Consider the following 7,090-nt stretch of genomic DNA (forward strand, 5'->3'; position numbering starts at 1 on the left):
GCAGATGGCGACTTACATCCCCATAGCTAAAGCGAGGGGGGTTACGTCGCAAACTATAAAAATAAGCCGCATCCATCCACCTTTCAAAATCGGCTTCCGTCATTGCATTGGGATCGGCTATAATGCCGGCAAAATACATGGCGTCGTAATTCCCCGTGGCGTAAAGCTGCTCAGCCAGAGGCTGATTTATTTTGGTTTTCTTGAAGATCGGCTTCATTGCGCCGGTAGCCACGCCAAAAAGCGGTTCGTGCGCGCCATTCGAGCTGTATATTTTCTTGGTTCGTTCCTTGCCGAGCGCTTCAAGCTCCCGCATGACCATGTCCACATTCACTGTTTAACACTTCCTTTTTTCGAGATAGTACCGGATAAAGAAAGTGTACTGCACGGATTTCCCTGTCGCAAGCTCAGTATCCCTTCAGCACTACCTGATAATCAATAATCCATTCATCTGTCAATATTTTGACAGCTTGTATACCGGCCACAATACCAGCCTCAAAATCTGGCGACCCCAATAAGCAAATATGGTCGTTCCTGTCCATGAGCTGCGCTTATTCTGAATGTATTGATCGCTGATAATATAAGTCCGGGTGGAAGCGGGGCTCTTGAGACCAAACTTTTCCCACTCCGCCGGATCATTCGAACCTCCGAGCCTTGCAAGCATATTCTCCGACGCGCTATTTATTGTAGAAGGAATTTGCTCGTAAGCTTCGGTGATTTGCGCATGAAATTCGTCGATCGGATTGCGGCTGGCAAGGCTCTCCAAGTGAATGCCTTCGCGAAGGTAAGAAACATATGCCAGATGGTCAGCCCAGAACTCGTCGATATAAAAAAGCCGCACCCGCTGCTCCGCAGGGCTCATCGGCTGCTCGCCTTTCAAAATTCGGAGCCGCTCCGCATATAAAATTCGCCTCTGATCCTCCACCATATCGGAATAACCGTTCAGTTCCTGGTGGATATCGAAGTTCTGGCCCATAACAGTACGCTGGATACTCATGATTTTGCTGCGTAGCACCGGCTCTTCCAGAGCCTCATCCTGCCTGGGAGCGCGAACCGCTTTATGGATGCCGAAGCGAAGCAGCAGCTCGTCCTCCAAGCTTACGTAAAATACGGAAGCTCCCGGGTCGCCTTGGCGTCCGGAACGCCCGCGCAGCTGGTCGTCGATCCGCACGCTTTCGTTCACATGTGTACCAATCACGTACAACCCGCCCAGCTTGGCGACTACTTCTGCTTGCGCGGGGTCGCCGCCGCCGAGCCGAATGTCGACGCCTCGTCCCGCCATATTCGTAGACACTGTCACGGCGCCGATTTCTCCCGCTTTGGCGATGACTTCGGCTTCTTCTGCGTCGTTTTTCGCATTCAGCACATGGCAAGGTACGCCGGCAACCGCCAGCGCCTCTGCCAGCCTGTCAGACTCCTCGACGCTTGACGTCCCAATGAGAATGGGACGCCCCGTTCTATGGACGGACGAGATTTCTTGTACAAGCGCCTTAAGCTTGGCTGCTTTATGGGTATAAATCCGGTGCGGATGGTCGATCCGGATGTTTGGCCGGTTCGGTGGGATTTGCACGACCTGCAGCGCATAAATCTCTTCGAAATCCATTGCGGAAGCGTGCGCGGTAGCCGTCATTCCGCAAATCCCCGGATACAGGCTGATGAAGTGTTGAAGGGTAATTGTTCCGAGGATCTTTCCGCCGCCCAAGGACTGCAACCCTTCTTTGGCTACAAGCGCGGCTTGCAGCCCGTCCGGCAAATACCTGTTCTCCGCCACGCGGCCGGTATATTCTTCGATCAGCTCGATTTCACCGTCCCGGACGATGTAGTCGACGTCTTTCTTTAATAGCGATTCCGCATGCAGCGCGCAATTTAATGAGGTTAGCAAATGACTGTTATGGCTATCGTACAAATTGCCGCATCCCAGCAGCGACTCCGCTTTCGCAGCGCCTGCTTCATTCAAGTATACGTTCCGCTGGAACTCGTCGAAGTCGTAATGCTCTGCTTGCTGTAGCTGCCGAGCTACTTCTGCGAAACGAAAGCCGTCGCTCTTGGAAGAGGCCGAATCGCCGCTGATGACCAGCGGCACCCGCGCTTCGTCGAGAAGAAGTGAATCGGCTTCGTCGACGATGACGTAGTGAAAAGGGCGATGCACGGTATCAGCTTCGCTTAGTGCGATCGTGTCGCGCAAATAATCGAATCCCGCCTCTTTGGCCGTAACATAGGTAATATCCTTGGCGTATGCTTCCCGCTTCTCGGACAGGCTCATGCCCGCTTGAACCGGGCTCACCGTTAACCCGAGGAATCGATAAATTGGGCCCATCCACTCCGCATCCCGCTTGGCCAAATAATCGTTAAAAGTCAGCACATGGACGCCTTTGCCGGTCAACGCATTCAGATAAGCAGGCATAACCGCAGAGAGCGTTTTTCCTTCACCGGTATGTTGCTCAATCAAATATCTCTCGTGCAGAGCGATGGCAGCCATGATCTGGACATCGTAAGGCTGTAATCCGTGCATTCTCTTCGCGGCCTCGCAGACTAAAGCATAAGCATCGACAAGCAGCTCATCCAAAGGCGCACCCGATTGTGCTTCTTGTCGCAGCCGGAGGGATTCCACTTGAAGCTGCCCATCGTCCCATGCTTCCAAATTCCGTTTCCGGATAAGCTCCGTTTGGTCTAGGTAGGCCTTCAGCTTATTCTGGGTATCGCGGTCTTTGAATTTTTGCATCAACTTGACGGCTATATTCATCGGAATTTGATTCCTCCTCGGTAGAAATTCGCGATTCTATAGGACTGGAGCTTCTCGACGTCGGACAGCTTATCGACGATTCCATAAGCAGGTGGGCCGTTCTCTTGTGATTTCCCCCTACTCGTCCTTTAACCGCCGCTGATACAAAACAACAGACACAATCGTTAATACAACCGTCCATGCCAAAGTAATGAGGAGTGGGTTTAATACATCTCCCGTCGTATAACCTGTATTGCTTATGCCTAGCAAATGCACAAGCTGACTGCTTGGCACATAATCCAGCACTTTGAAGATTGGATAATCTTTCACAAACGTCGCTCCCCAAGGCGCCCCCATGAATACGAAAGCCACAGGAAGTATAGATAATGATGCTTCAAGCAATGTCTTGGAGAATAAACCACATATCGTCCCTGCTGCTGTATAGAGAATAATCGAAAGAATGATTGTTGGCACAAACGCCCATATACTAGCTGGCACATAGCCAAATATAAACGTAGAAATAGCCAGAACAACAGCAGACATTACAAAGACTAATGAACTTTTACCAATTAGGACATCCATGGCCGTGGCCGGAGTCAACATTAACGACCGTAAAGTGTTACGCTCCTTTTCTTCCGCAATCAAGCATGCTTGTGCGAAACATGTTAGTATTACAAACGAAGTATTAAAAAGAAAACCGCTGGCTTCAGGCAAAGACGAACCTGCCTTCCGAAAAAGAAGTGCGAGAATAACTGGAAAAATCAACATAATGGAGACCGCATAATTGCGTGAAAATTCTTTGTAATCCTTCACAAATATCGCCCGGACACGTTTATATGAGATACTCATAGTAACTCACTTCCTGTCATTTTAATAAAGATATCACCTAGAGTCGGCTCTTTCGTTTCCAATCGATCAATTAACCCCTGTTTCATCCAATCGGCTATTTGATCAGCCGTTTCCTCATTGATTGGAAGCTCGTATGCTTCTCCATTGATTAAGTCAACACAAACTACGTTTTCCCGGTGCTGCCGTTTAAGTTCCTTCGGTGAGCCGATAGCTTGAATTTGTCCCCGATACAAAATTGCTACACGGTTACATATCAATTCTGCCTCAGCCATATCATGCGTAGTTAAAAAAATCGTTGTTCCATTCTCATTTAAGTAACGTAAGCCCTTATAAATATGTACTGAGTTTACCGGATCTAAAGCCGAAGTAGGTTCATCTAAAAATAATAATTCCGGCTCATGGATAATCGCGCATGCCAGCATGACACGCTGACGCATCCCTTTCGATAAGAGATTGACTTTCTTTTTGCGCTCTCCGCTTAAGTTAACAAACTGCAGCACCTTATCGATCGAAGATCTAGGAAGATCATATAACTTACGATACAGCTCCAGATTCTCTTCAATCGATAACCTCTCATATAGACCGCTGTTATCCGTCAAAATGCCAAAGCGCATCTTCTGTGCAGACTGTTGCATCCTCTCCGCCGGCTGGTCCAATACCCTTGCCTGTCCGCTTGTCGGATTTAACTGCGCAGTTAAAATCTTGATTAATGTTGTTTTTCCTGAACCACTCGGACCCAGGAAACCAAAAATTTCACCTTTCGGAATTGAAAAAGACACATCTGCTAACGCATCCTTATTTCCAAATCTCTTTCGAATACGTTCTACTTGGATAACATCCATAAACGCCACTTCCTTAGAGTTGATGACTTAAACATATACAGATCGCATGCTTCCAGCCATCAAAACCCGCTGAAATGTAGCTATTATCGCCTGAATGGTACCATTTAAATGTTAAGAAGTGTTTTTAATTCCTGCAATTTTGAACGAGATAACGGAACTACGGCATCTTTATCTGTATTTAATCGCAAGCTGTAGCTATTCTTCGTCCATGTAATAATCTCTCTTACTTTTTGCAAATTAACAATGTAGGAGCGATGACACCTATAAAACCCGAAATTTAACAATCTCTGCTCAAGCTCGGTTAGCGTCAAAGCACAGTCATAATTTTCCCCGCCCACATGAACAAGGATCGAACCCTCTACACTTTCTATAAAATCAATTTCAGGCGGATTAAATAAAATCACTTTGTCATTTCTTTTTGTAGAGATCTTCTGCAAGGTTATATTGGCCTCATCCTGTTTCTGAACTTCCTGCTTATCCTCTTCAGAGTCCCGAATATCGAGTGGATGGAATCCGGACTCGTTCAACCGATAAATCGCATCACAGGAAATAAGGGCATCCTCTAAATTGGAAGTTAAAATTAAAATCTGCTTTTCTTTCGAAAGGTCATCCAGAATCCGTTTAAAATGATGACGATCTTGTTCTTCCAAGTAAAAATAGGGTTCCTCCAATACAAGTGTAGGCTGATGCGCAAAAAAGACACGCAGCAATGTTACATACATCCTTTTCGATGAGCTTAGATCCTTGATTTTTACTTTCCGTTCTTCTTTTAAAGCAAAATAATCTATCAACAAAGCGGCACGCCCATCTCTCTCCGATACTTTGATTAGAAAAGTGATTAGCTCTTCCACCGTTAAACGCAAATACTCGCTTTGCCCAGCCCGAAATAAATAATATTGGGAATGATTCACTAATTGATTCATTAAAAGCTGCTTTCGCTTCAAGTCCGTTATAATGCCAATCGATTGGTTCAATGTCATATTAAATTCAATCTTCGGTAGAAATAATTCCCCATCATCATACATTGGTTGAAATTGCATGCCGTCCTCCTGGTCAGTGCTGTCACAGGATATATATAACAATTATAATGCCAAGATACTTTTTTGTCAGTTTCTACTGAAAGATATAACGGCATGTATTCTCTATCCATATCAGTCGTTATCATATACTTTACATCCGATCATCTGTCAGGCTATAGCTAAGAATAGGGAAGGTGCTGGTCGTTGCCGGAGTGTAAAGCGGTTACGTTGTGGTTCCAGAGAGACATAATAGGCCGTATCGCTAGTTGGGCTTTCATTGAATTCAAGAATGTTACTATATTTGCATTACTAAAGATAATCGAACAAGTTAAAAGAATACCATTGGTTAGGCAAAAACCATAGTCCTATAAAGATATCCTTAAAAAAGGGGACCCATCATCTGATAGATCTCCCCAAAAACTCTCTCACCGCTTCGCCTTATAAAATTCATGATACAGCTTCATGAGCGCCCGCTTCTCGATCCGCGACACGTAGCTGCGGCTGATGCCAAGCTCTTTGGCTATCTCCCGCTGTGTACGCTCCTCTCCCCCGGTGTCCAGGCCGAAACGGCCGACCACCACCTCTTTTTCCCGGTCGTCCAGAATGTCGAGGTTGCGATAGATTTTGCTCTTCTCGATCTTCAGGTCCACTTCTTTGATGACATCGTCCGTATCCGAGCCAAGGATATCAATGAGCGTAATCTCGTTACCTTCTTTATCCGTCCCGATCGGATCGTGGAGTGAAACGTCCTTGCGGGTCTTTTTAAGCGAACGGAGATGCATCAAAATTTCATTCTCGATACATCGAGCTGCGAAGGTGGCAAGCTTCGTCCCTTTGTTCGGGCGGTAACTCTCGATTGCTTTGATCAGACCAATCGTACCGATGGAGATCAAATCTTCCATGTCTTCCCCGGTGTTGTCGAATTTCTTCACTATATGGGCTACGAGCCGCAAATTATGTTCTATCAATAAATTCCGGGCCCTAGCGTCTCCCTCCGCCATCATCCCTAAGTATCGGCTCTCCTCTTCCTCCGTCAGCGGTTGGGGAAACGCATTGTTTCTTACATACGATACCAGCAGCGTCAGTTCTTTAATCAGCAGCGCAATGGTGCTAAGCAATCCGGGCACTTTAGCGACACCTCCCGCACGTGTACAATGAAACCGGTCAGTCATTCTTACGGGTTCACGGTCATTTCATTGTATGTGGGCGAATGCCCGGAAGTGCCTGTACGGGGGAAATTTGCGGTTCGGCTGTTGCAGCGCTTGCGAGTATTCCTTCTTAAAACCTCGCCGATCCGTTGTTCCGATGCTCCCAGATGAAAGAAGCGCCAGCCGGATAGGGTAGCCGCATCCGGTGGCGCAGGTCGTGTGATACCGAGCTATTCCGCAAGCGGCCCCGTCACTCCACCGTCAGCTTGTCGTACACGGAAGAATTGACCCGGACCACGGCGTTCGCCGCCTGGCGGTTCAGCCACGCTTCGTACCGTTCGTCGTCCAGCGGTTTGCCGGAGCGGTCGCCGTCCTCCTCGGCAAGCCGGTGCCGCAGCGCCAGTTCCAGATTGGCCAGCGTGTAGCGAAAATAGGCTCTTTCGCTGTACTGCCGCGGACCATAGACCGGTTCGCCGCGCCGGAGACGGCTGCTCCGCGTCCGATTCTCCGCAG

At 47.8% G+C, this 7,090-nt stretch carries 6 protein-coding genes and 1 pseudogene; all 7 read right to left on the reverse strand.

What is annotated here, in order from left to right:
* On the reverse strand, positions 1-331 hold a 331-nt coding region (locus tag L692_RS0120665), incomplete at its 3' end, for a DNA alkylation repair protein (protein WP_025701930.1).
* Between the two features lie 120 nt (positions 332-451).
* Entirely contained in the window at positions 452-2,740 is a 2,289-nt protein-coding gene (locus L692_RS0120670; RefSeq protein ID WP_025701931.1) for a preprotein translocase subunit SecA, read from the reverse strand.
* A 117-nt stretch (positions 2,741-2,857) separates the two neighbouring features.
* Positions 2,858-3,568: an ABC transporter permease gene (locus tag L692_RS0120675; protein WP_025701932.1), complete on the reverse strand. Its 711-nt coding sequence runs from the start codon at positions 3,566-3,568 to the stop codon at positions 2,858-2,860.
* Positions 3,565-4,410, reverse strand: a complete 846-nt coding sequence (locus tag L692_RS0120680) for an ABC transporter ATP-binding protein (protein ID WP_025701933.1) — start codon at positions 4,408-4,410, stop codon at positions 3,565-3,567. The genes L692_RS0120675 and L692_RS0120680 overlap by 4 nt, the downstream gene beginning before the upstream one ends.
* A gap of 104 nt (positions 4,411-4,514) precedes the next feature.
* On the reverse strand, positions 4,515-5,450 hold the full coding sequence (locus tag L692_RS0120685; protein WP_025701934.1) for a LytTR family transcriptional regulator DNA-binding domain-containing protein: 936 nt from the start codon (positions 5,448-5,450) through the stop codon (positions 4,515-4,517).
* A gap of 404 nt (positions 5,451-5,854) precedes the next feature.
* A complete protein-coding gene (gene sigK / locus L692_RS0120690) occupies positions 5,855-6,556 on the reverse strand; it encodes an RNA polymerase sporulation sigma factor SigK (protein WP_025701935.1) in 702 nt (233 codons plus the stop codon).
* Positions 6,557-6,827: 271 nt separating this feature from the next.
* Positions 6,828-7,090, reverse strand: a pseudogene (locus L692_RS33075) (hypothetical protein); the annotation flags it as partial.

It is taken from the genome of Paenibacillus forsythiae T98 (genome assembly GCF_000520735.1).
GTDB classification, from domain to species: Bacteria; Bacillota; Bacilli; order Paenibacillales; family Paenibacillaceae; genus Paenibacillus_AQ; species Paenibacillus_AQ forsythiae.